General features: G+C 63.7%; 20 protein-coding genes and 2 tRNA genes. 2 read left to right on the top strand and 20 right to left on the bottom strand.

Annotated features, from left to right (window positions below; all coding sequences use genetic code 11):
- Positions 1-8: 8 nt before the first annotated feature.
- From ntrB to rnr, 5 genes are all read right to left on the bottom strand, one after another.
- Positions 9-926, bottom strand: coding sequence for a nitrate ABC transporter permease (gene ntrB, locus DIE29_RS03595; protein ID WP_114650250.1), 918 nt, complete (start codon positions 924-926; stop codon positions 9-11).
- Positions 927-954: 28 nt separating this feature from the next.
- Complete coding sequence (locus DIE29_RS03590) at positions 955-2,355, bottom strand: CmpA/NrtA family ABC transporter substrate-binding protein (RefSeq protein WP_114649246.1); 1,401 nt, start codon at positions 2,353-2,355, stop codon at positions 955-957.
- A gap of 332 nt (positions 2,356-2,687) precedes the next feature.
- Entirely contained in the window at positions 2,688-3,980 is a 1,293-nt protein-coding gene (locus DIE29_RS03585) for a nitrate regulatory protein (protein WP_114649245.1), read from the bottom strand.
- Positions 3,981-4,136: 156 nt separating this feature from the next.
- On the bottom strand, positions 4,137-4,901 hold the full coding sequence (gene rlmB, locus DIE29_RS03580) for a 23S rRNA (guanosine(2251)-2'-O)-methyltransferase RlmB (RefSeq protein ID WP_114649244.1): 765 nt from the start codon (positions 4,899-4,901) through the stop codon (positions 4,137-4,139).
- 28 nt (positions 4,902-4,929) lie between these two features.
- Entirely contained in the window at positions 4,930-7,215 is a 2,286-nt protein-coding gene (rnr, locus tag DIE29_RS03575) for a ribonuclease R (RefSeq protein WP_114649243.1), read from the bottom strand.
- Between the two features lie 39 nt (positions 7,216-7,254).
- Here rnr and DIE29_RS03570 point away from each other — a divergent pair.
- Positions 7,255-7,339: transfer RNA gene (locus DIE29_RS03570), tRNA-Leu, on the top strand.
- Positions 7,340-7,466: 127 nt separating this feature from the next.
- Positions 7,467-7,551: transfer RNA gene (locus DIE29_RS03565), tRNA-Leu, on the top strand.
- A gap of 92 nt (positions 7,552-7,643) precedes the next feature.
- Here the strand turns inward: DIE29_RS03565 and DIE29_RS03560 are convergent.
- The 15 genes from DIE29_RS03560 to rlmN form a co-directional block, all read right to left on the bottom strand.
- Positions 7,644-8,954: an adenylosuccinate synthase gene (locus DIE29_RS03560; protein ID WP_114649242.1), complete on the bottom strand. Its 1,311-nt coding sequence runs from the start codon at positions 8,952-8,954 to the stop codon at positions 7,644-7,646.
- A 6-nt stretch (positions 8,955-8,960) separates the two neighbouring features.
- Complete coding sequence (locus tag DIE29_RS03555) at positions 8,961-10,115, bottom strand: ATP phosphoribosyltransferase regulatory subunit (RefSeq protein WP_114649241.1); 1,155 nt, start codon at positions 10,113-10,115, stop codon at positions 8,961-8,963.
- 8 nt (positions 10,116-10,123) lie between these two features.
- Positions 10,124-10,309: a DUF2065 domain-containing protein gene (locus DIE29_RS03550; RefSeq protein ID WP_114649240.1), complete on the bottom strand. Its 186-nt coding sequence runs from the start codon at positions 10,307-10,309 to the stop codon at positions 10,124-10,126.
- Positions 10,310-10,313: 4 nt separating this feature from the next.
- Positions 10,314-11,195 (bottom strand): protease modulator HflC, encoded by an 882-nt coding sequence (gene hflC, locus DIE29_RS03545; protein ID WP_114649239.1) that lies wholly within the window; start codon positions 11,193-11,195, stop codon positions 10,314-10,316.
- Positions 11,195-12,457 (bottom strand): FtsH protease activity modulator HflK, encoded by a 1,263-nt coding sequence (hflK, locus tag DIE29_RS03540; protein ID WP_114650249.1) that lies wholly within the window; start codon positions 12,455-12,457, stop codon positions 11,195-11,197. The genes hflC and hflK overlap by 1 nt, the downstream gene beginning before the upstream one ends.
- A 14-nt stretch (positions 12,458-12,471) precedes the next feature.
- Entirely contained in the window at positions 12,472-13,626 is a 1,155-nt protein-coding gene (gene hflX, locus DIE29_RS03535; protein ID WP_114649238.1) for a GTPase HflX, read from the bottom strand.
- 51 nt (positions 13,627-13,677) lie between these two features.
- Positions 13,678-13,923, bottom strand: a complete 246-nt coding sequence (gene hfq, locus DIE29_RS03530) for an RNA chaperone Hfq (RefSeq protein ID WP_102040986.1) — start codon at positions 13,921-13,923, stop codon at positions 13,678-13,680.
- Positions 13,924-14,015: 92 nt separating this feature from the next.
- Positions 14,016-15,344 carry a ribosome biogenesis GTPase Der gene (gene der, locus DIE29_RS03525; protein ID WP_102043085.1) on the bottom strand — a complete coding sequence of 443 codons (1,329 nt, stop codon included), beginning with the start codon at positions 15,342-15,344 and terminating at the stop codon, positions 14,016-14,018.
- Positions 15,345-15,356: 12 nt separating this feature from the next.
- Positions 15,357-16,505, bottom strand: coding sequence for an outer membrane protein assembly factor BamB (gene bamB, locus DIE29_RS03520; protein WP_114650248.1), 1,149 nt, complete (start codon positions 16,503-16,505; stop codon positions 15,357-15,359).
- Positions 16,506-16,510: 5 nt separating this feature from the next.
- Positions 16,511-17,155, bottom strand: coding sequence for a YfgM family protein (locus tag DIE29_RS03515; protein ID WP_114649237.1), 645 nt, complete (start codon positions 17,153-17,155; stop codon positions 16,511-16,513).
- A complete protein-coding gene (hisS, locus tag DIE29_RS03510; protein WP_114649236.1) occupies positions 17,142-18,443 on the bottom strand; it encodes a histidine--tRNA ligase in 1,302 nt (433 codons plus the stop codon). Before hisS ends, DIE29_RS03515 begins: the two co-directional genes overlap by 14 nt.
- A 22-nt stretch (positions 18,444-18,465) precedes the next feature.
- A complete protein-coding gene (ispG, locus tag DIE29_RS03505) occupies positions 18,466-19,716 on the bottom strand; it encodes a flavodoxin-dependent (E)-4-hydroxy-3-methylbut-2-enyl-diphosphate synthase (RefSeq protein WP_114649235.1) in 1,251 nt (416 codons plus the stop codon).
- A gap of 10 nt (positions 19,717-19,726) precedes the next feature.
- Positions 19,727-20,650 carry a RodZ domain-containing protein gene (locus DIE29_RS03500; RefSeq protein ID WP_237269502.1) on the bottom strand — a complete coding sequence of 308 codons (924 nt, stop codon included), beginning with the start codon at positions 20,648-20,650 and terminating at the stop codon, positions 19,727-19,729.
- Positions 20,647-21,450, bottom strand: a complete 804-nt coding sequence (gene pilW / locus DIE29_RS03495) for a type IV pilus biogenesis/stability protein PilW (RefSeq protein ID WP_102040982.1) — start codon at positions 21,448-21,450, stop codon at positions 20,647-20,649. The genes DIE29_RS03500 and pilW overlap by 4 nt, the downstream gene beginning before the upstream one ends.
- Positions 21,447-22,568 (bottom strand): dual-specificity RNA methyltransferase RlmN, encoded by a 1,122-nt coding sequence (gene rlmN, locus DIE29_RS03490; protein WP_102040981.1) that lies wholly within the window; start codon positions 22,566-22,568, stop codon positions 21,447-21,449. Before rlmN ends, pilW begins: the two co-directional genes overlap by 4 nt.
- Between the last annotated feature and the right edge of the window lie 46 nt (positions 22,569-22,614).

Genomic DNA, 22,614 nt, shown 5'->3' with positions numbered 1-22,614 from the left:
CTTCTCCTTCAGCGCGCTTCGAAGCTGAACCGACGGGCGATCCGCAGCAGCGCATGTTCGAGCGCCAAACCGACCAGGCCGATGATGACGATGGCAATGAGGATGTGCTCGACCTTGAGGTTGTTCCACTCATCCCACACCCAGAAGCCGATACCGATGCCGCCGGTGAGCATCTCGGCGGCGACGATCACCAGCCAGGCGGTGCCTACCGCCAGACGCACGCCGGTGAGGATGTTGGGCAGCACCGCGGGGAAGAGGATGCGGGTAACCACCTTCCATTCGGACAGGTTGAGCACTCGGGCCACATTGAGGTAGTCCTGCGGCACGCTGCGCACCCCGGCGGCAGTGTTGATGATCATCGGCCAGATCGAGCACACGAAGATCACCCAGATCGCCGCCAGGTTGGCCTCCTGGAACACCAACAGGCCGATCGGCAGCCAGGCCAGCGGGGAGACCGGGCGCAGCAGCCCGATGACCGGCTCGGCGGCGGTGCCAATAAAGCGGAAACGGCCGACGATGAAACCCAGCGGAATGCCCACCAACGCCGCCAGCCCGAAGCCCACACCGACCCGGCCGAGCGAGTAGAGCACGTTCCAACCGATGCCCATGTCGTTGGGACCGTTGCTGTAGAAGGGCTCGGCGAGCAGCTCGACCGCGGCCTGCCAGGTGGCCCGCGGGCCGGGGAAGGTGTCCAGCGAATCGGCTACCGCCCACCAGATCACCAGCAGCACCGCCAGACCGCTGAGCGCCGCAACGGTGGAGCGGATGGCCTGGTTGATCCAGGGCCCGAGGCGTTCGGCGAGCGGCACCGCGGGCGGCTTTTCGGCCGCTGCCTGCAGCGGCACGGTGCGCGCCGCCGCTCGAGCGGATTTATCCGCAGACGGCGTATCGGCGCTCTTGTCGAGAGCGAGTGGAACGGAACTCATGGTGCGCTCCTTGTCCGGTTGGCGCAGATCAGGCATTGGCCTGGGCCAGGGCGGCCAGATCGACTTTGATGGCGTGGATCTCGAAGCTCTTCAGGTAATCCAGCGGCTTGGCGGGGTCGAAGATCTTGCCGTCGAAGAAGCGGTCCGGGCCCATGGCAATCGGCGCGGTCGCTTTGTCCAGAACCCAACCGGCAGCGTTGCCTCCTTCGGTCTTGAAGTCGATGGTAGGCACGGCGATGCCAAGATCCTTGGCCGCCTCGCGGTAGATGTCGCTGCGATAGACCTGAGCGGCCACCTTGCGGAAGTTGAACGGCTGCTCGATCTGTCCCCAACGCACCATCTGGGTGAGGAACCACACCGCGTGCGACTGCCATGGGAAGGTGGCGGCGTAACGGAAGAACACATTGAAGTCGGGCATCTGCTGCGGGCCTTCGGCCTTGGTGTACAGCCAGGTGCCGGTCATCGAATTCTCTACCACCGACTCGGGCGCATTGACGTAGGACTTGGCGGAGATGATCTTCACCACTTCCTTGCGGTTGTCCGGCTGGTCCATCCACTGCGCGGCCTCGATCAGTGCGCGCACCGCGGCCTTGTGGGTGTTGGGGTGCTTGTCGGCCCACTCGCGGGTGACACCGAAGACCTTCTCCGGGTTGTTGTTCCAGATCTCGTAGTTGGTGATGATCGAGCGGCCGATGCCCATCTCCACCGCGCGCTGGTTCCACGGCTCGCCGACGCAGTAGCCGACGATGTTCTTCGACTGCAGGTTGGCGACCATCTGCGGCGGCGGAATGACGATCAGGCGCACGTCGCGGTCCGGGTCGATGCCGGCCGAAGCCATCCAGTAGCGGATCTCGTAGTTGTGGGTAGATACCGGGAACACCATGGCGAAGGTCATCGGCTCCTTGCCGGCAGCCTTGTCGGCGTCGATCACCTTCTTCAGCGCGCGGGCAGTAGTCGGGCGGGTTTTCATCGCCTCGGGATCGGCCTCCACCATGCGCTCGTAGAGCTCGTTGGAAACCGTGATGCCGTTGCCGTTGAGGTCCATCGAGAAGGCGGTGATGGTCTCCTTCTGGGCCGCGCCCACGCCCAGCGTGGCGGCGATCGGCATGCCGGCCAACATGTGCGCGCCGTCCAACTCGCCGAGCGAGACCTTGTCGCGGATATTGGCCCACGAGGCTTCTTTCGAAATCTCGACATCGAGACCGTGCTTCTTGAAGAAACCCTTTTCCTTGGCGATGACGATGGGCGCACAGTCGGTAAGCGGGATGATGCCGAATTTCAGCGCGGTCTTCTCCAGGCCCTCGCCGCCCGCGGCCCAGGCTCCGGCGGGGAACAGCGAGGACAACATGGCGGCACCGCCCAGGCCGGCACCGGCCTTGATGAAGCCGCGACGCGACAGAATCGATGAGTTTTTGCACTGCTTACTCATGGTTGCACTCCTGAAAAAAACGGTTCGGAAAAACAAACGGCGCCCATCTCACCCCGCCATCGTCGCCGGGGGAAATGGACGCCGTTGTCCAATGTGTTCGGACCTACTACTTCGAACGCCGAACCGCCGTTGGTCCAGCCTCGCCCATCACCTAGCACGAGCCGTGCCAGAACCATCTACCTTCCCGCCAACAAGGGATTTCCGATAGATACCCGCCCTTTGGGTCCCGCCGGACGGAGCTTCTATCGCACTATTGCAGTGCAACATTGGTCACATGCGCACGCCTGCGGTGCAAACCGTCAGGGCTGCCGCCGGCCTCCCCGCAGGATCGCTCAAGCCCTGGGGGGCAGCAGATCGGCCAGCGCCAAGGTGGCTTCGGCCACCTCCACCAGCCGGCGACCCTGGTTCATCGCGGTTTGGCGCAGCATCTTGTAAGCCTGTTCTTCGCTCAGCCCACGATGCGCCATCAGCAGGCCCTTGGCGCGCTCGATCACTTTGCGCTCGTTGAGCGCGCTGCGCACCGCGTGCAGCTCATCGCTCATCGCCTGCAATCGGCGCGACTGCGCTTGCAGCATGTCCAACACCGAACGTCCGAGCTGCGGCCCCAGGCCGTCCGCAGCCAGTAGCCGGCCGTCGATCTGCGGGTCGCCCTCGGCACCAGCCAGTGCGCGTTCAAAAAACACGGTGACGGCTGCCCCGCCCCGGGCCCCGGCGGCAAACGCATCGAGCAAGGATGTGTGGTCGTGCAGTTCGGCGCGCGCTTGCGCGAGTTTGCCTGCGCACAGCGTACGCAAATCGGCCGCCAGCGCGTCTTCGACCGCGCGCATGGCGTCCAGTCGCGCAGTACAGCATTCGAACCAGACATCGCTGTGCTCGACCTCCAACGCGCCGTCCGCGGGGGTGGCGCACAGCACCCGGCGCAGGCGCTCGAGCTCGGCCAGCGTGCCGGCCTGTTGCTGGGCACGCCAGAGCGCCACCGCATCGCTGCCGGCAAAGTCTGCAAACAGCTGAAAACAGCGCTCCTGCGCCTCGATCAAGTGCAGCAGACGTTGCTGGCGGGCGGCGTCTGCGCGGCCGGCAGCAAAGGCCGCAGCCCCGGTGGCGCGCTCTTGCCCGGCCAACTCTTTGCCTTGCATGAAGTTGAACAGTGCCACCAGTACCCGCGACACCGCTGGGTCGCAGGCGGTATCGGCGGCCTCGAACACCACCGCGAGCAAACCGGCAATCAGTTCCGAGTAGGCTGCGGTGGCCTGCGCCGGGCTCAAGCGCTGCGCAGCAACACGCTCGCGCAACGCGGGCAGCGCATCCAACCCATGCAGCACCCAGGCAATACGGGAAAACAACCGGGCGCCTCCGGCCATGCGCGTGGCATCCATATCCAGGCGATCGAGGCGCTGACGCACATCGGCTTCGGCCGCAACCCCTGCGGCGATGATGTGCAGCCGCTGAGCAGCAAAGCGGCTGCCGCCCGAGCCCAGATAAACATTGGAAGCGCCGCGCTCCTTTTGCAGCATATGCACCAGGCGGGAGACGTCGTCGAGCAGTTCCGCGGTCGCAGCCAGTTGCTCCAAACCGAGGATCTCGCAGCGTTTGGCTGCAAGCAAAAAGTCAGCCGCAGACTTCATCTCCCGCTCCGCTACCAAGCCACTTGCTTCGCGGCGAGCCCCAGCGGCCCGCCTGCCCGGCACTCATGCAAATACCGTGCTCAGCAACGCAGCAAAGAGCTTGTCGGTCCGGCTACGGGTGAGGCCGGGCTGAGCTTGGTGCGCAGAGATTGACGTTCAGGCGCTGCGCTGGCGGCGCGCCTCGAACAAACAGATGCCGCTGGCCACCGAGACGTTGAGGCTCTCGACACTGCCGAACATCGGAATCTTGGCCAACTCGTCGCAGCTCTCCCGGGTCAGGCGGCGCAGGCCGTCGCCTTCGGCACCCAGTACCCAGGCGATCGGACCCCGTTGGTCGATTTGGTACAAACTTTTTTCCGCCTCGCCGGCCGCACCGATGACCCAGATGCCCGCTTCCTGCATCTGGCGCAACGCACGCGCCAAGTTGGTAACGGTGATGTAGGGCACGGTGTCGGCCGCGCCACTGGCCACTTTGACCGCGGTGGCGTTGAGACCCACCGCGCGGTCCTTGGGCGCGACCACCGCATGCGCCCCGGCCGCATCGGCCACCCGCAGGCAGGCACCGAGATTGTGCGGGTCCTGCACGCCATCGAGCACCAGGATCAGCGCCTGCTCGTCCAGGCTATCCAGCACATCGGTAAGCTTGAGTTCGCGCCGGCGGGCATCCACCCGCGCCACCACGCCTTGGTGACGGCGGGTGCCGACCATACCGTCCAGACGGTCGGATTCGATCTGGATCAGACGCACACCTGCCGCTTCAGCCAGCTTGGCCGCATCGCGCGCACGCGCGTCGTGGCGTTGCGCCGACAGATAGAGTTCGAATACCGCTTCCGGGTCGCGGCGCAGACGGGCGAGCACCGCGTGAAAACCGTAGATCAGCTTGCTGTCGCCCCGGTGTTCGCCAGAACGGGGCGTATTCATCCGCTCGCGCGGCACATGGTTGGAGGGTTTAGTCACGTTTGCTGCCCCGCTTGCTTGGTTTGGACGCCGGCGCGCTGGCACGCTGGGCAGCGCGCTCGGGACCGGCGGTCAAACGAAAATCGATCTTGTTGCTTGCCAAATCCACCCGCAGCACCTGTACCTGCACCCGGTCGGAGAGGCGATAGCGGATGTTGCTGCGCTCGCCGACCAGCTCATGGCGCGCCTCGTCGAAATGGAAGTAATCATTGCCGAGGTCGGAAATGTGCACCAAGCCCTCGATGAAAATATCGTCCAACGCAACGAAGAGACCAAAGGGAACCACGGCGGAAACGCAGCCGGAGAACACTTCACCGACACGGTCTTGCATGTAGTAGCACTTGAGCCAGGCCACCACGTCGCGGGTGGCCTCGTCGGCACGCCGCTCGGTGGCCGAACACTGCATGCCAATGGCCTCCCAGTCTCCCGGGCGATAGCGCTCGCCGGCCAGAACCGCCTTGATCGCGCGATGCACCAACAAGTCGGGATAGCGGCGGATCGGTGAAGTGAAATGGGTGTAGGACTCATAGGCCAGGCCGAAATGGCCGACATTGTCCGGGCTGTACAGGGCCTGGCGGAGCGAGCGCAGCATCACCGTCTGCAACAATTGCGCATCCGGACGCCCCTTGATTTTGTCGAGCAGGCGCGCGTAATCACGCGCCTGCGGCTCATCGCCGCCGGGCAAATCCAGGCCGAACTCAGCCAGAAAGCCGCGCAGCTTCTCCAGCTTTTCCGGCGTAGGGCCTTCATGCACACGGTAGAGCGTCGGATGCTCATGTTTTTGTAGAAAATCCGATGCGCACACATTGGCTGCCAACATGCATTCTTCGATCAGGCGATGTGCATCGTTGCGCACCTCGGGGACGATCTGCGCGATCTTGCCATGATCGTCGAAGATCATCCGGGTTTCCGTGGTTTCAAAGTCGATGGCGCCGCGTTTGGCACGGGCCTTGAGCAGCACACGGAAAAGTTTGTCGAGATTTTCCAGGTGCGGCAGCAAAGCGCCCAGTTCGGCGCGCACACGCTCATCGCCTTCATAAAGCGCGGCGGCGACCTGGGTGTAGGTCAGCCGTGCATGCGAATACATGACCGCCGGATAGAAGCGGTAGGCTTTGATGGCCCCGGACATGGAAATACTCATATCGGCCACCATGCACAAGCGTTCGACTTCGGGATTGAGCGAACACAGTCCATTGGAAAGCTTTTCCGGCAGCATCGGAATCACCCGGCGCGGGAAATACACCGAATTGCCACGCAGCAGCGCGTCACGATCCAGCGCGCTGCCGGCTGCAACATAATGGGAGACGTCGGCAATGGCCACGATCAGCCGAAAGCCTCTGCCCTGGCGCTCGCAGTAGACCGCGTCGTCGAAATCCTTGGCAGTCTCACCATCGATGGTCACCAACGGCAAGTGGGTAATATCTTCGCGCCCGAGCTTGTCTTTCTTGCGTACCTTGCGCGGCAGCTTGCGGGCCTCGGCCTTGGCCTCGGGAGAAAACTCGAAAGGCAGATCGTGCTTGCGCAAGGCGATTTCGATTTCCATGCCTGGGTCGGCGTAGTTGCCCAGCACCTCGACCACCTTGCCAATCGGCTGGGTAAATTTGGTGGGCTGTTCGATCAGCTCCACGGTGACCACTTGTCCGGGTTGCGGCCGCTTGCCACCGGGCGCGATCAAAATATCCTGCGCCAGCCGGCGGTTTTCCGGCACCACGATCAACACTCCGTGTTCATTGAGCACCCGACCCACCACCCGGCTGTTGGCACGTTCGAGCACTTCGACCAGCTTGCCCTCGGGGCGCCCGCGACGGTCCACGCCAACGATACGCACGATGGCGCGGTCCCCATGCAGTAGCTCGCGCATTTCTTTCGGACCCAGAAAAATATCCGGCCCACCGTCATCACGCACCAGAAAGCCAAAACCGTCCGGGTGGCCCTGCACCTTGCCCCTGATCAGATCGACCTTGTCCGGTAGCAGATAAGCTCCACGACGGTTGCGCATCACCTGGCCGTCGTGCTCCATGGCGCGCAGCCGGCGATGAAAATACTCGAATTCATGTTGCTGGATGTCCAGCGCCTCGGCCAGCGCCTCCAGGGTCAAAGGCACGCCCTGCTCGGCCAGCGTGTGCACGATGTACTCGCGGCTGGGCAGCGGGTCGTCATAACTGGCCGATTCGCGCTCAAAAAACGGATCGGCGCGGCGCACCGCGGAGAGCCTGTAGCCTTTTGCGACCGGCGTTTTGTGCTTGGTTTTGTTCTTGGGCTTGGTTGCTTTATTCATTGACTTTCTTTTTTTCATCCTTATAATGCGCGGCTTGTTGCCCAGATGGCGGAATTGGTAGACGCGCTAGTTTCAGGTACTAGTGCCGCGAGGCGTGGAGGTTCGAGTCCTCTTCTGGGCACCAGTTTCAAGACAAGGCCGGTCTTTGTACCGGCTTTTCTTTTGTCTTTCGTCATCTCGACGGTTCATTTCACACATCCCGGGGCGGCGCTTTTGACAAGCCCCCTAAGACGGTTATAATCGCGCCCCTTGCCCAGATGGCGGAATTGGTAGACGCGCTAGTTTCAGGTACTAGTGCCGCGAGGCGTGGAGGTTCGAGTCCTCTTCTGGGCACCAGTTTCAAGCAAAGGCCGACCTGTTGTCGGCCTTTTTGTCGTGAACCCGCGGCCCGTGAGGCCAGCATGACGCCGGCCTCACCCGGTTTTCGCTCAAGCGCCAAACGGATGACGCCGCAGGATGGTCTCATCGCGCTCGGGGCCGGTCGAGATGACATCGATCGGAATCTCGCAGATTTCCTCGATGCGATGCAGATAAGCACGCGCGGCCTGGGGCAGCGCATCCCAGCTTTGCGCGCCAAAAGTGGTCCCGCTCCAACCCGGCAAGGTTTCATAGACCGGCACACAGCGCGCCACCTCTTCCGCCCCCATCGGCAACAGATCGATGCGCTCGCCGTCGAGCATGTAACCGGTGCACAATTTGAGTTCGGTCAGGCCATCGAGCACATCGAGCTTGGTAATACACAGCCCGGTCACGCCGTTGATGATGATCGAACGCTTCAGCGCAGCCAAATCCAGCCAACCGCAACGCCGCTTGCGGCCGGTGACCGTGCCGAACTCACGGCCCTTGGTAGACATCTGCTCGCCCGGCGTGCCCGGGGTCTCGATGTCCAGTTCGGTGGGGAACGGACCGCCGCCTACACGGGTACAGTAGGCCTTGGTGATACCCAGCACATAATGCAGCCGCCCAGGACCGACCCCCGAGCCGGCTGCCGCCTGGCCGGCCACGCAGTTGCTGGAGGTCACGAAGGGATAAGTGCCGTGATCGATGTCCAGCAGCGTGCCTTGGGCGCCTTCGAACAACAGCGAGCCGCCGGACTTGTTGATCGCGTACAACTCGGCGGAAACGTCCGCAACCATGGGACGGAGCTCGTCGGCATCGGCCATGGCCTGGGCGAACACCTTGTCGAACTCGACCGGCGCCGCCCCCAGGTGCTGGGTGAGCACGAAGTTATGGTATTCGAGATTGGCCTTGAGCTTCTCGGCAAAGCGCTCACGGTCGAATAGGTCATACACCCGCAGCGCACGGCGCGCCACCTTGTCTTCGTAAGTCGGACCAATGCCCTTTCCGGTGGTGCCGATTTTGTTGCCGGCGGCGCGGGCCGCTTCGCGCGCATGGTCGAGCGCCACGTGATAGCCGAGAATCAGCGGGCAGCCCGGACTGATCCGCAGGCGATTGCGCACCTGGATACCGCCGGCTTCCAGTTTGCGGATTTCCTCCAGCAGATGCTGGGCGTCCAGCACCACACCGTTGCCAATGAAGCACGCCACGCCTTCACGCACAATGCCTGAAGGGACCAGATTGAGTTTGTATTCGTTCTGGCCGATCACCAGCGTATGACCGGCATTGTGTCCGCCCTGAAAGCGCACCACGCCTTTGGCATGATCGGTGAGCCAGTCGACGATTTTGCCTTTGCCTTCGTCACCCCACTGGGTGCCCACCACCACTACGTTCTTTGCCATGTCTGTTTACTCTCCCTGAAGCGCCTCGACCACCCAGTGGCCGTCGCGCTTGACCAGTTGCCGGTCGCAACCGGCCTCCTTCCATGTCCCCCGATGGCCCGGTAGCGCGGTCATGACGATTTCGCCTGCCGCACGCAAGGCCGCAACCGTGGCCGCCAGCGCGGCATCCTCATCGGCCGGCGCCAGAATCGCCCCCACATCGCCCCGATCGGGCAGACGCATGGCCAACTCGCGCAGATCCAGGCTGAACCCGGTGGCCGGGCGTGCGCGGCCATAGGCCTGGCCGACATGGTCATAACGCCCACCCAGAGCCAACGCAGCGGGCGAACCTTCGCCGTAGGCCGCAAACACCACACCGCTGTGATAGTGATAGCCGCGCAGATCGCCCAAATCGAAACTGAGCGGCAGCTCGCTCAGTACGCCCGCCAAGGTTCGCAGCTCATCGAGCGCTGCGTGCACCTCGGGATAATCCGGCAGGCGGCGCGCCGCCTCGTCGAGCACCTCGGCATCGCCGTATAGCTCGGTGAGCGCCAACAAGGCGCCGCGCAATGGTTCGGCCACCCCGCCCAGGCATTGGCGCAAGGTGGGAACATCCTTGGCCTGCAGCAAAGCAAAAAGCTCCTCTTCGCGCTCGGGCACCATACCGGCGCGCGCGGCCAGCGCATGGAACAGCCCCACGTGGCCAATATCGATGCGGCTGGCCGGCAGCTCGGCGAGCCGCAAGGTTTCGGCCAGCAGGCGAATGATCTCGATATCGGCCTCGAGGCCGGCATGGCCGTAAAGTTCTGCGCCAAGCTGCAGCGGTTCGCGGGTGGCGGTCAGCGCCGACGGCAGGGTGTGCAGCACGCTGCCGCAGTAACACAAGCGTGTCACCCCCCTGCGATTGAGCAAATGCGCGTCGATTCGCGCCACTTGCGGTGTCGTGTCGGCGCGCAGCCCCATGGTGCGACCGCTGAGCTGATCGACCAAGGTAAAGGTGCGCAGCTTGAGATCCTGGCCGGCGCCGGTCGTCAAGGAGTCGAGATATTCGAGCAGCGGCGGCGCAACCAACTGGTAGCCGTGCGCACGAAAGGCGTCGAGCAGACGCCGACGCAAGGCTTCGAGCTTTTCAGCCTCGCGTGGCAAGACATCCTGAATGTAATCGGGCAGTACCCAGCGCATGGCAGCGTTCAATGGAATAAAGTCAGCAGCACCAGGCCCACCAGCATCGAGGCCAGACCCATGAAGCGGATCTGACCGTCGCGTAGGCGAGCAAGGCGCAAAAAGGTTTCGCGCCAGGCCGCTGGCGCGAGGAATGGAAGGATGCCTTCGAGCACCAACATCAGTGCGAAGGCGATCAGCAGGGAATCGGCCATCCGCTCAGTTCTTGCGCTGGCCGTCCGAATTCTTCATGAACTTGAAGAAATCCGACGTCGGCTCGACCACCATCACGTCGCTCTTATCGGCGAAACTGGCCCGGTAGGCTTCGAGGCTGCGCCAGAAGGCATAGAAATCCGGGTTTTTACCGAAGGCTTGAGCATAGATCGCCGTAGCCTGCGCATCGCCTTCACCCTTGATACGCTGCGCGTCGCGGTAGGCTTCGGCAACAATGACTTCACGCTGGCGGTCGGCATCGGCGCGGATGCGCTCGGCTTCGGCCGCGCCCTGGGAGCGCAATTCGTTGGCCACCCGGGTACGCTCCGCTTCCATCCGGCGATAGACCGCATCGGACACTTCCACCGGCAGATCGACCCGCTTCAGACGCACATCCAGAATCTGCACGCCGATGGTGCGCGCATCGCGGTCGGCGCGCTCGCGCATCTGATCCATGATGCGGTCGCGCTCGCCCGAGACCACGTCATGCACCGTGCGCTTGCCGAATTCCTCACGCAAACCGGCATTGACCGTCTGCAACAGACGGATACGGGCACGCGCCTCGTCTCCGGCCACCGAAACGTAGTACAACTGCGGATCGATGATGCGCCATTTGACAAAGTGATCGACCAGCACGTTTTTCTTTTCGGCGGTAATGAAGCGCTCCGGTTCCGGCGTGTCGATGGTCAAAATGCGGCGGTCGAAATAACGCACGTTCTGAATCAACGGCCATTTAAACTTCAGACCTGGTTCCTGGATGACCTGCTTGACCTCGCCAAGCTGGAAAACGATCGCGTACTGGCGTTGATCGACGGTAAAAAGCGTCATTGATGCAATCACTGCGGCCAACAGCAGCGCACCGGCCAGGATAGGCATTTTTTCACGCATCAGCGTTCTCCCCGTTCACGCATGCGTGCAAAGTCGCGGCTGCGCGGATCCATGGTGGCATCGAAACGGCTGCTCGGGGCCGGTGCGGCAGCAGGCGTCTCGGCGGGCGCCTTGGCGTCGGCGGTGCTGCCATCTGTCGCGCCGGCCTGCTGCATGAGCTTGTCGAGCGGCAGGAACAGCAGATTCCCGTTACCCTTGGCATCGATCAGCACCTTGCTGGTGTTGGACAATACTTCCTGCATGGTTTCCAGATACAGACGCTCACGGGTGACGTTCGGCGCACGGCTATATTCGGCCAGGATCTGTTCGAAGCGGCTGGCTTCACCTTCGGCTGCGGCCACCACCCGGTCACGATACGCCCGGGCCTCTTCCAGCAGTCGATCTGCGGTACCGCGCGCACGCGGGATCACATTGTTGGCGTAAGCCTCGCCTTCGTTTTTCTGGCGCTCGCGGTCCTGACCGGCCTTGACCGCATCGTCGAAGGCGGCCTGCACCTGCTCCGGCGGCTGGGCGTTTTGCATGGTGACGCGGCTGATCTGAATGCCGGTTTCATAGCGGTCCAAAATGGCCTGCATCAGCGCTTGCGCCGACGCAGCGATGTCCTCGCGCCCTTCGTAGAGCACAAAGTCCATCTTGCTGCGACCGACGATCTCGCGCATCGCGGTTTCCGCTGCCTGACCGACCGCCTCGTCCGGAAAGCGGTTGTTGAACAAATAGTTTTCCGGACTTTTGAGCACGTATTGCACCGCAAACTGGATGTTGATGATGTTTTCATCGTCGGTGAGCATCAACGACTCACGCAGCACCCGGTTGCGCTCGGCGCCGCGATAACCGACCTCGACCGTGCGCACACCGGTCAAATCGACGATTTCATGCGACTCGAAAGGATAGGGCAGACGCCAGCGCAAGCCCGGCTCGGTGGTTTCCACAAATTTGCCAAAGCGCAGCACCGCGCCGCGTTCGTTGGCATTGACGATGTAAAAACCGCTGGCCAGCCAGACCACCACCAGCAGACCGAACAGCACACCGACGCCGCCGCCGAACTGACGGAACGACACGTTGGGCATCTGCGGACCGCCGCCTCCGCCATCGCCCGATGGCCGGCGTCCGCCGCCGCGCTTGCCGCCCAGCAGACCGGAGAGCTTTTGGTTGAAGTCGCGCCAGATGTCTTCGAGATCTGGTGGCCCCTGATTCCCGCCGCGGTTGCCTTGGCCGCGGTCGTCATCGCCCTGGTTGCCCCAGCGAGGATCGTTCAGTGACATGTAGATGTCCGTCATCACTTGTTTAAGAATTCGGTCTCCGGGACCGGCCCGGCCCAGGCCGCCTGGCCGGATGCTGCCGCGCCCGCGCAGTGCGCCGCTTCAGCCAGCGCCTGCCGCAGCAAATCGAGCCCTTCTCCACTGCGGGCGCTCAAAAAAACGCGCCTGATCTTACCACAGCTGTCCCGCTCGACTGCCGCCGCGGCATGGGTCAGATCGATCTTGTTCCATACCAGGATCTGCGGCACATCGCCCGCGCCGATTTCCCGCAACACCTGGTCGACCGCCTCGATCTGGGCGTCGCGATCTTCGCTGGCGGCATCGACCACGTGTAACAGCAGATCGGCCGAGGCGGTTTCCTCCAGCGTGGCCTCGAAGGCCGCCACCAGTGCGTGCGGTAAATCACGGATGAATCCGACCGTATCGGACAGTACAACGTTCCCGCTGCCGACGAAAAGTTTGCGTGAGGTGGTGTCCAGCGTTGCAAACAATTGATCGGCCGCATACGCGCCAGCCTTGGTCAGCGCATTGAACAGCGTGGACTTGCCGGCATTGGTATACCCCACCAAGGACACCGACAAGGCGTCGCGCCGCTGGCGCTGGCGGCGCTGCGTCTGGCGCTGGCGGCCAAGCTGGGCCAGTCGCTCTTTGAGCGCCTTGACCCGCTGGCCAAGCAGGCGACGGTCGGTCTCCAACTGGGTTTCTCCGGGCCCGCGCAAGCCAATGCCGCCTTTTTGCCGTTCCAGGTGGGTCCATCCTCGCACCAGGCGGGTCGCAAGGTGCTGCAATTGCGCCAGCTCGACCTGCAGCTTGCCTTCGTGGCTACGTGCGCGCAGCGCAAAAATGTCCAGAATCAAGGCGGTGCGGTCGATTACCCGGCATTGCAGCGCGCGCTCCAGATTGCGCTGCTGGGCGGGCGACAAAACGTGATTGAAGATCACCAAATTGCCTTGGTGCGCGCGCAGGGCCGCGCCCAACTCCTCGACCTTGCCGCGGCCGGCAAACATCGCAGGGTCGGGCGCCGAACGCCGGCCGCGCACCACGGCCACCACCGAGGCGCCGGCGCTGCTTGCCAGCAACTGCAGCTCCGACAGGCGCTCCTCGATGGCCCCTTGTCCGAGATCGAGCTGAACGACAACCGCCCGCTCACCCGAGGCGGGACGTTCAAACATACACGCTCACCGCGCCTGGCCGTCGATAAGGCGTTTTGGCAAAGCTGGCGCTCAGTTGCCGCCCTCGCCGCTATCTTGCTGCTGGATGGACACCGGACGCGCCGGCACCACGGTGGAGATGGCGTGCTTATAAACCATTTGGGTCACGGTGTTTTTGAGCAGCACCACGTACTGGTCGAAAGATTCGATCTGGCCCTGCAATTTGATGCCGTTGACCAGATAGATGGAGACCGGCACATGTTCCCGGCGCAGGGTGTTCAGGAACGGGTCTTGTAGAAGTTGCCCTTTGTTGCTCATGCTTGGACCTCGGGATTTATGTTTATCGAAAGGTAAAGGATTTCTTGCTGCGCCGCCACATGGACCTTACAGGGAAATCCCGGTGTGGAAAATCAGGCTTTATCCGCATACGGATTGTGCGCGGTGCGGAACTGTATCCGCAAGGGCGTACCTTGGAGCTTGAAGGTTTCGATGAAGCTGTGTTCCAGATAACGGACATAGGAGGCCGGAACATGTTCGAGCGCACTGCCGTGGATGACCACCACTGGCGGATTGCTGCCGCCTTGGTGAGCGTAGCGCAGTTTGGGACGGAACACGCCATGGCGCGGCGGCGCCTGCTTGGCCAGGGCGGCCTGGAGTGCGCGGGTCAGGCGCGGCGTGGAGAGTTTGACCATGGCAGCAGCATAAGCGGCATCGACCGATTTGAGCAATGCGCCGATGCCGCTGGACTGCAGCGCGGAAATGTAATGAAAGCGCGCAAAGCTAAGAAAATTCAGTTTGCGTGCCACATCGACCTTGATGCGCTCGCGCCGGTAGCCATCGATGTCGTCCCACTTATTGACCGCCACCACCAGCGCTCGCCCCGCATCCAGGACAGAACCGGCGATATGGGCGTCCTGCTCGGAGATATCCTGCGCGGCATCGAGCACCAGCACCACCACGTTGGACTGCTCGATGGCCTGCAAGGTCTTGATCACCGAGAATTTTTCCACCGCTTCGAACACCTTGCCGCGCCGCCGCAGGCCGGCGGTATCGATCAGTGTGTAACGTTTGCCATTGCGCTCGAAGGGAATGGCGATGGCATCGCGGGTAGTGCCAGGCAGGTCGAAAGCAATAACCCGTTCTTCGCCCAACAAAGCGTTGACCAGAGTGGACTTACCCACATTGGGGCGGCCGACGATGGCCACGCGCGGCCCCGCCTCGTCCTCGGCAGCGGGCGCGTCGTCGGCCGGAAAAGGCGCCAGCGCCAAATCGACCAGTTGCCGCACGCCGTCCCCATGGGCCGCGGAGACCGGCAGCGGCTCACCTAGGCCGAGCGCATGAAAATCCGCCGTCACCATGGCGCGGTCCATGCCTTCGGCTTTGTTGACCACCAGCAGCACCGGACGGCCGGCCCGACGCAGACGGGCGGCGATCTGCTCATCGTGCGGGGTGCAACCACTGCGTCCATCGACCAGGAACAACAGCACGTCGGCTTCGGCAATCGCCTGTTCGGCCTGACGCGCCATCTCGTGCATGATGCCGTCTTTGGCGACCGGGTCGAAACCGGCGGTATCAACCACTAAATATTTGCGTCCGCCCACCCGGCCGATGCCGTAATGGCGGTCGCGCGTCAAACCCGGCAGATCGGCCACCAGCGCGTCGCGCGTCTTGGTCAGGCGGTTGAACAAGGTCGACTTGCCCACATTGGGGCGGCCGACCAGAACAAGGGTGGGCGTCACGCTCACCTCAACTCATCGACGAACATCGAAAACTTGCAGATCGCCGTCGCGGGTCTGCACTACGAAACCATCGCCCAGGCGGCGCAGGTTGGCCGCCACGGCGCCACCGCCAGCCCGGGCACGCGCAGCAAAGCGGCCATCCTCCCGGCGCAGCAGATGCACATAGCCTTCCACATCGCCTACGGCGACAAAGTCGCCCACCACCAGCGGGCGTGACACCGCGCGCCGGGCCAGGGCATCCTGCTTCCACACGCTGGCGCCATTGAATGCATCGAGCGCATGCACCGCATCGGCCGCATCGGTGAGAAAGACAAAGCGCGCATCCCGATCCATGCCGACGCTGCTGGAAAACTCCCGCGACCACAACGCATTGCCGTTGGTCATGTCAAAGCAGCCAGCGCGCCCCTGGTAGGTCACCGCGCAAATCTCCCGGCGACCGAGCACCGGAGTACCGGCGACATCGGCCACACGTTCGAGTTCGGTCGCCCCGCGGGGATTGGCCACGGTCAGCTCCCATAGCTCGCCGCCGTTTTTGGCACTCACCGCCACCAGCTTACCCCCCGGAAATCCGGCCAGGGCCACGCCGCTGTCGAGCACCAGGCCGGCAAAACTGCGTAGCGCCAGCGGCGGCGTGTTGCGCTGGTAGGTCCAGCGGCGCGCGCCGTCGGCGGCTGCCAGCGCAATCAAGCGATGGTCGGAACTACGCAGCACGACGAGCTCTTCCGACACCGCCGGTTGTGCCAGCACCTCGGCGCCGGCCGGCACCCGCCAGCGCGTCGAGCCATCTTTCGCATCCAACGCGATCGCCTCACCGGCGGCGCTGACCACCACCACCAATCGGCCATCGCTGCCAACACCGGCGGACAGCGGCACGCCCACTTTGACCGACCACACCGGCCGACCGTCACGATAACGCGCCACCGTGCCGTCCTGCGCCGCGGCATAGACACTGTCGCCGACCACTTCGGGCTGAAAGACATAAGGGCCGGCTTGGCCGATTCTTGCCGACCATACGGTTTGCAATTCAGCGCTCGGACGGAAATCGACCAGCGCCGCGGGCTTTGGTTCCGAACTGGCAAAGGGGTTGAGCGCAGCGCAGCCGGTCAGACTCACTGCCAGCGCGGCACTCAGCAGGCAAGCTCGAAAATTGACAAGACGCATCGCCATCAGCCCTCCAGCGCTTCGAGTTTGACGCGCACGACTTCGCGCAAAGTTGCCGCCCCTTCTGCGCCTTCGCCGATCGCATCCAGCGCGGCCTGATAAGCGCTGCGTGCCTCGCCAAACTTGCCCTGGGCAGCCAGAATGTCACCGCGCAAATCCGCGAAACGGGCCTGCAGCGGATCAGCCGGCGCTGCCGTCAGCGTGTCGAGAGCTTCGTCCATTTTCCCCGCCTGTAACAGCACCGCGGCCAGGCGCAGGCGGGCAATGTCGCGCAAAGCCGGATCGCGCCCTTCGGTGCTGGCCCAGGCCAGATGGGCGCGGGCGTTGTCCAGATCGCCGCGGTCGAACTGCACCCTCGCCGACAACAATGCAGCCATCTGGGCATAGGCCGTGCCAGCGTAACTGCCGATCAACTGGCCGGTCAGCTCACGCGCCTTTTGACTGTCGCCGGTACGGGCGGCCTGCTCCACACCGTGATAGAGCGCGCCGGCTTCAGCAGCCTGATTGCCCTGGTACCACTGCCAACCTTGCCAGCCTACTGAAGCCACCGCGGCCGCCACGGCCACTGCGGTGACCCACTTGCCGTACTGAGCCCACCACGCTTTGAGCTGGGAAATTTGTTCCTGCTCTTCCAGGTCATACACTGCCATCGTTGTCCCCTTGATCTGCATACAGAAGCCCGGCCACCGTTTCGGGCAAAGACTGGAGCGCAATGCGCTGCTGGCCGCCCGGGCCGCGCAACGGCTTGAGGCCGACTTCGCCGGCGGCCGCCTCGTCCTCACCGATCACCAGCGCCACGGCCGCACCGCTGGCGTCGGCTTTTTTCATTTGCGACTTGAAACTGCCCTCACCACAGTGCAACACGACCGCAAAGCCGTGGGTGCGCAATGCCTCGGCAGCACGGAAAGCCAGCCGACGAGCCGCATCTCCGACGTGTACGACATAGACGTCCGGCGTCATGCGGGCGATGCCGCCGACGGATTCGCGCCACAGTGCAAGGAGTCGCTCCACGCCCATGGCAAAACCGGCAGCCGGCGCAGGTTTGCCACCGAGCTGCGCCACCAGGCCATCGTAACGCCCGCCGGCGCAGACCGTACCCTGCGCGCCCAGCCGGGTGGTCACCCACTCGAACACCGTGCGGTTGTAATAGTCCAGCCCGCGCACCAGACGATGGTTGATGCGAAACGGAATGCCGGCATCCTTGAGCAGATCGAGCACCGCCTCGAAATGCGCGCGCGACGCCTCACCCAGATAGTCGGCCAGGCGCGGGGCGGCTTCGACCAGGTCCTGGAGATCCGGGTTTTTGGTGTCGAGGATGCGCAAGGGGTTGGTGTATAACCTGCGCCGGCCATCTTCGTCCAGACGCGCCTGATGTCGCTCCAGATAGGCGATCAGCGCGGCGCGATGCTGCGCGCGTTCCTCGGCCGAACCGAGCGAATTGATCTCCAGGCTGACATCCTCGAGTCCGAGATCGTCCCACAGCCGCGCGCACATGATGAGGTGCTCGGCATCGATATCCGGCCCGGAAAATCCCAGCGCTTCGACGCCGATCTGATGGAACTGCCGGTAGCGCCCCTTTTGCGGGCGTTCATGGCGGAACATCGGGCCGTGATAGTACAGACGCTGCGGCCCGCTGCTGGCGATCAGGTTGTGCTCGATGGCCGCGCGCACGCACGACGCGGTACCTTCCGGGCGCAGCGTCAAATGCTCGCCGTTGAGCGCATCTTCGAAGGAATACATCTCCTTTTCGACGATGTCGGTCACCTCGCCGATAGCCCGCTTAAAGAGCGGGGTCGGTTCGACGATGGGCATACGAATCGGACGATAGCCATAGCTTTTCAGCCAGTCTCGCACCAAATCCTCGAAGTGTTCCCAAATTTCAGCCTCATCGGGCAGGATGTCGTTCATCCCGCGCACGGCCTGCAGCGTTTTGCTCATAGCGCGTTGATTGTTGAGGAGTTCAGCCCGCTTTGCGTTTGTATCGGGTGGCCACGTAGTCATCGACGATGGCCTTGAATTCAGCGGCGATGTTGTCGCCGCGCAGGGTGACGGTTTTGACGCCGTCTACGAACACCGGCGCAGCCGGCGTCTCCCCGGTGCCGGGCAGCGAAATGCCGATGTTGGCGTGCTTGCTCTCGCCCGGCCCGTTGACCACACAGCCCATCACCGCCAGGGTCATGTTTTCCACCCCATCGTATTGTTCGCGCCACGCGGGCATCTGCTCACGCACATAGCGCTGGATGCCGTCGGCCAGTTCCTGGAAAAAGGTGCTGGTAGTGCGCCCGCAGCCAGGGCAGGCAGTAACCATGGGTGTGAACGCGCGCAGGCCCATGGTCTGCAGGATTTCTTGCGCAACGATCACCTCTTGACAGCGATTACCGCCCGGTTCCGGGGTGAGCGAAATACGAATGGTGTCGCCGATGCCCTCTTGCAGCAGCACCGCCAGCGCCGCAGTGGAAGCGACGATGCCCTTGGAGCCCATGCCCGCCTCGGTGAGCCCCAGATGCAGCGGATAATCGCAGCGACGGGCCAGCTCACGATAAACCGCGATCAGATCCTGTACGCTGGAAACCTTGGCCGACAGAATGATGCGGTCGCCCGGCAGGCCGTATTCTTCGGCCTTGGCGGCCGATTCGAGGGCCGAGACCACCAGCGCCTCGCGCATCACCGCGCTGGCGTCGCGCGGTTCGGCCAGTTTGGCGTTGGCATCCATGATGCGCGCCAGGACCGACTGGTCCAGGCTGCCCCAATTGACCCCGATGCGTACCGGCTTGTCGTAACGGCAGGCCAATTCGACGATGGCGGCAAACTGCGGGTCGCGCTTGGCGCCGGTGCCGACGTTGCCGGGGTTGATGCGGAACTTGGCCAGCGCCTCGGCGCAGGCGGGAAAGTCGGTCAATAATTTATGACCGTTGTAGTGGAAGTCGCCCACCAGCGGCACGTCGACATTGAGCGCCAGCAGGCGGTCGCGGATATGTGGCACCGCGCGCGCGGCCTCTTCGTTATTGACCGTGATGCGCACGATCTCCGAACCGGCGCGCGCCAGTTCGGCAATCTGCATCGCTGTGCCCAGCACATCGGCGGTATCGGTATTGGTCATCGACTGCACCACCACCGGTGCATCGGCGCCCACTGCAACACGGCCGACACGCACCAGCCGGGTTCGCCGACGCGGCTGCGGGCCAAAAGTTAGCGCTGAGACGTTTTTCATCCCGGAATTCTCACTGCAAAGTCAGCCTGGCCACACTGACCCGGGTGTGCGGGGCGAGATCGACCGCCTGGCCGTTATGAGTCAAACGCACCATGGCTGCATTACCGATCACCAATGCCAAGGGCGCACTACCGCGCGCACTGCGCACCTGATCGGCACGGCCGATGCCGGTGGCAACGATTTTGCCGTCCGCGTCACGGATTTCGTACCACGATTCGCCGGCAAAAGTCAGCTCGACCGTATGCAGCCCGTCTGCGGAGGAGGCTGCCTCGCCGCCCGGATTCGCGCCAGCGGGTGCGGGAGACTGCGGCGCCGGCGAAGCCGGGCGCTCAGCGGCGGGATTGGTAACGACCTCGGGCAAAGTGGCTGGCGGTTTGGCCGCAGGCGTGCCCGCAGCATCGAGCGCCGGCGCAGGCTGCGTCTCGGACGGCTGCTCTTGGGCGACTGCGGTTGGCGGTGCGGTCTCGACCACAGCCGGCTGGGCAACGGTATCCGGCGGCGCATCCGGAGTGCGAAACCAGTCAAAGTACCAGCCGACCAGCACCACCAGCAACAAACCAAAAGCCACCAAGGCCACCGGCGTCGATGACAGGCGCTGCGCGCCGCTGGCCGGCATGACCCCCTCGGCATTCGATACCGGCGCCAAATCGACCTGCGCGGTCACGCCGGCATCGACCACCGCTACCAGCGGATCGGCATCGATACCAAGCAAGCGCGCATAGTTACGCACAAAGCCGCGTGCAAAGGCCGCTCCGGGCAACAGATCGAAGCGCCCGCTCTCCATGGCCTCGATTTGGCGGACGCCCAGCTTGAGCATCTGTGCCACGTTGGCGATCGTCAAACCGCGCGCTTGGCGGCCGGCGCTCAACAGCCTGCCGACCTCGGCTGCATCCTGCGGTACGCTTTGGCCGCGGGGATCGATCGTCTCGCTCACTCGTACTTTCCTTGCAGCATCAACTGGTACTGCGGGGAGCTGGCAAAGCGGCTGCGCAACTGCGCCGCATAACTCGCCTCGGCTTCCGTGTTGCCCAAGCGGCGCTCGGTACGCAGCCCCAGCCACGCCGACTCGGCCGTCGGCTCGCTTTGCTGATGCAGGCGGATCAGATGGGTGCGGGCGGTAACGAAGTCACCCTGACGGTAGGCGATATCGGCCAGATTGAACAGCGCCACCGCGTTGCCAGGGTCTGCCTCCACCGCGCGCTGAAAATGCGTTACCGCGGCGGCGGTGTCACCCAAGCGCAGGTAACACAGCCCGGCGTTGGATAGCGGATAGGCGGGGGTGCGGTAGTAAGGATTGCGGGCAGCCAGCGCCAAACGCTCCAAGCCTTCGGTCTCGCGCCCTTGGATGCATAAAAACCAACCAAAACTATTGTTGAACTCCGGTTCGCCCGGCGCCTGGGCAAGCGCTCGCCGGAAATTTTCCTCCGCTTTGGCCTCATCGCCCACCATCATGTAGACCAGCGCACGCAGATGAAAAGCTGGCGCGTAGGACGGACTGTCCTCCAGCGCAATGGCCGCTTCATCGAGGGCAACATCGTAACGGCCGACCTGCAGATAGGCCGTACCCAGATCGACATGCACTTTGGCGCTCGCTTCTGCCGGACTGGCCGGGGCACGGTCGGCATAAGGGCGTGCGGCCGCCGCGTCCTGCGCTACGCCAACGGGCGCAGTGGCGCAGGCTCCAAGCAGCAGACTCAACAGGGCGGAAAGAAGCGGGGCGGCAAAACGCGTCATGGGCGGACCTCCATCGATTGCACGAATCGAACGCTGCGCCGGGTCTTGTCCTGCACTTGGCCCGCGAGCTGGCCGCAGGCCGCATCCACATCGTCGCCGCGGGTCTTGCGGGTGGTGGTGACAATGCCGGCGTCAATCAGGATACCGGCAAAACGGCGGATGCGCTCGGCCGGCGAGCGACGGAAGCCGGAATGCGGGAAGGGGTTGAACGGAATCAGGTTGAACTTGCACGGCACATCGCGTACCAGCGCAACCAGCTCGCGGGCATGCGCGTCCTGGTCGTTGACGCCATCGAGCATCACATACTCGAAGGTCACAAAGTCGCGCGGCGCGCGCACCAGATAGCGCTGGCAGGCTGCCATCAGCTCGGCCAGCGGATATTTGCGGTTGATCGGCACCAGACGGTCGCGCAAGTCGTCGTTCGATGCATGCAGCGACACCGCCAAAGCCACCGGACACTCCTCACGCAAGCGGTCGATCGCCGGCACGATGCCCGAGGTCGACACGGTCACCCGCCGGCGCGACAGGCCGTAGGCATGATCGTCGAGCATCAGGCGTAGCGCGGTGACCACGTTGTCGAAGTTGGCCAGCGGCTCGCCCATGCCCATCATCACCACATTGCTGATGATGCGGCCGTTATCGCGTTCGCCAGCCTCGAGGTCGGGCGCAGCATCGCGGGCCGCGCCCAACAGCTTGTTGGCCAGCCACAACTGGCCGATGATCTCGCCCGCTGTCAGATTACGGTTGAAACCCTGCTTGCCGGTGGAGCAAAAGGCGCAGTCCAGTGCGCAGCCGGCCTGCGAAGACACGCACAAGGTGCCGCGACTGGTCTCAGGGATGAACACGGTTTCCACCGCGTTGCCGTTGCCGACGTCGAGCAGCCACTTGCGGGTGCCGTCGGCCGACACCGTGTCGCGCAGCGGGCGCGGCGCGCGAATGCAGGCGTTTGTGGCCAAACTGGCGCGCAGGCTTTTGGCCACATCGGTCATGCGCTCGAAATCGTCACAGCCTTCGCGGTGTACCCAGCGCATCACCTGGCGCGCCCGAAACGCTTTCTCACCGCGTTCGGCGAACCAGTCGACCAGGCCATCGAGATCGAAATCGAGCAAATTGATCATGGCAGTTGGGCGCGCAGCGGTTCGACTGCTTCTGAACGCCGCCGCG

Origin of the sequence: Pseudothauera hydrothermalis, from assembly GCF_003345255.1 — a bacterium.
GTDB lineage: Bacteria > Pseudomonadota > Gammaproteobacteria > Burkholderiales > Rhodocyclaceae > Pseudothauera > Pseudothauera hydrothermalis.
Note: the sequence above shows the minus strand (reverse complement) of the source record. Positions and strands in the feature narration are given on the sequence as shown.